Source organism: Prevotella sp. CAG:592, from assembly GCF_000436015.1.
Lineage (GTDB): Bacteria > Bacteroidota > Bacteroidia > Bacteroidales > Bacteroidaceae > Prevotella > Prevotella pectinovora.
The window spans coordinates 1-1,905 of sequence record NZ_FR892575.1; the positions used below are offsets into that span (position 1 = coordinate 1).

Annotated in this window: 1 protein-coding gene and 1 pseudogene; both read left to right on the forward strand. The window is 49.9% G+C overall.

Translation table 11 applies throughout. The features are described 5' to 3' along the window. Positions 1-167 precede the first annotated feature (167 nt). Positions 168-1,646 carry an IMP dehydrogenase gene (guaB, locus tag QVO99_RS05935; protein WP_022316683.1) on the forward strand — a complete coding sequence of 493 codons (1,479 nt, stop codon included), beginning with the start codon at positions 168-170 and terminating at the stop codon, positions 1,644-1,646. Between the two features lie 92 nt (positions 1,647-1,738). Then, positions 1,739-1,905: pseudogene (locus tag QVO99_RS05940) on the forward strand (peptidylprolyl isomerase); the annotation flags it as partial.

Genomic DNA, 1,905 nt, shown 5'->3' on the forward strand with positions numbered 1-1,905 from the left:
TTAAAAGCCAAACAAAATCCACTCTCCTAAAAGAGCAAAATCCAGGCAAGCCCTGACGACCTATTTGGGTTAAATATTTTTAACGCTATCAGAAAACTGGCAAAAGAGTTTATCGTATCGAAAAAAAACAGTAAATTTGCACGCAATAAATTTTTTAAATACAAATTATGTCATCATTTGTTGCAGATAGAATTGTAATGGACGGTCTCACCTTCGACGACGTCCTCCTAATCCCAGCTTATTCAGAAGTACTGCCCCGCACAGTAGAGTTGAAAACCAAGTTCTCGCGTAACATCGATTTGAACATACCATTCGTTACGGCTGCCATGGACACCGTAACAGAGTCGGCAATGGCCATCGCCATCGCACGAGAGGGTGGTATCGGCGTGATCCACAAGAACATGAGCATTGAGGAACAGGCAAGACAGGTAGCAATCGTGAAGCGTGCCGAAAACGGTATGATCTACGACCCTGTGACCATCCGCCGTGGATCCACAGTCGGTGAGGCCCTCGATATGATGGCAGAATATCATATCGGTGGTATTCCGGTAGTCGATGATGACAACCATCTCGTAGGTATCGTCACAAACCGCGACCTCCGCTTCGAACTCAACCACGACCGCAAGGTTGACGAGGTGATGACATCAGAGAACCTCGTAACCACACATATCAAAACCGACCTTGCCGCTGCAGCAAACATCCTGCAGGAGAACAAGATTGAGAAGCTCCCAGTTGTGGACAGTGAAAACCACCTCGTGGGACTCATCACATACAAGGACATCACCAAGGCAAAGGACAAGCCAATGGCTTGCAAAGACGATAAGGGCCGTCTGCGCGTTGCAGCCGGCGTGGGCGTTACGGCAGACACACTCGACCGCATGCAGGCTCTCGTGAATGCCGGTGCTGATGCCATCGTCATCGATACCGCTCACGGACATTCTAAATATGTTATTGAGAAGCTCGTTGAGGCAAAGAAATCATTCCCTAATGTTGACATCGTGGTAGGCAACGTGGCTACAGGAGCCGCTGCCAAGATGCTTGTTGACAATGGTGCTGATGCCGTGAAGGTAGGTATCGGTCCTGGCTCGATCTGCACCACACGTGTCGTGGCTGGTGTCGGTATGCCTCAGCTGAGTGCCGTTTATGATGTGGCTTCAGCTCTCGAGGGAACAGGAGTGCCATTGATTGCCGACGGTGGTCTGCGCTACTCGGGCGACGTGGTGAAGGCACTTGCTGCCGGTGGATACTCAGTGATGATAGGTTCGCTCGTAGCCGGAACAGAGGAAAGCCCTGGCGACACAATCATCTTCAACGGACGTAAGTTCAAGAGCTACCGCGGAATGGGTAGCCTCGAGGCTATGGAGAACGGTTCGAAGGACCGCTACTTCCAGGCTGGTACCAAGGATGTGAAGAAGCTCGTGCCGGAGGGAATCGCCGGTCGTGTGCCATACAAGGGAACACTGCAGGAGGTTATCTATCAGCTCGTTGGTGGTCTGCGCTCAGGTATGGGCTATTGCGGAGCCAACACTATCAGCGATCTCCATTCAGCCAAGTTCGTGCGTATCACAAACGCCGGAGTGCTTGAGAGTCATCCACACGACATATCTATCACAAGCGAGGCTCCAAACTATTCACGTCCAGAATAAACATTATTATTAACTACACGACATGGCGTGAGGTCTTACCGTTTTACAGTAGACCTCATGCCATAATATCTTAAAGACAATACAGAAAACAGATGAAATTCAAATCATTGTTCTGTGCCATGCTGCTTGTGAGCGGAGTGGCACACGCACAGCAAAACGACCCGACGATAATGACTATCAACGGGCAGCCGGTATCACGCTCTGAGTTTGAGTATTCATACAACAAGAACAACTCTGAGGGCGTCATCGACAAGAAGAG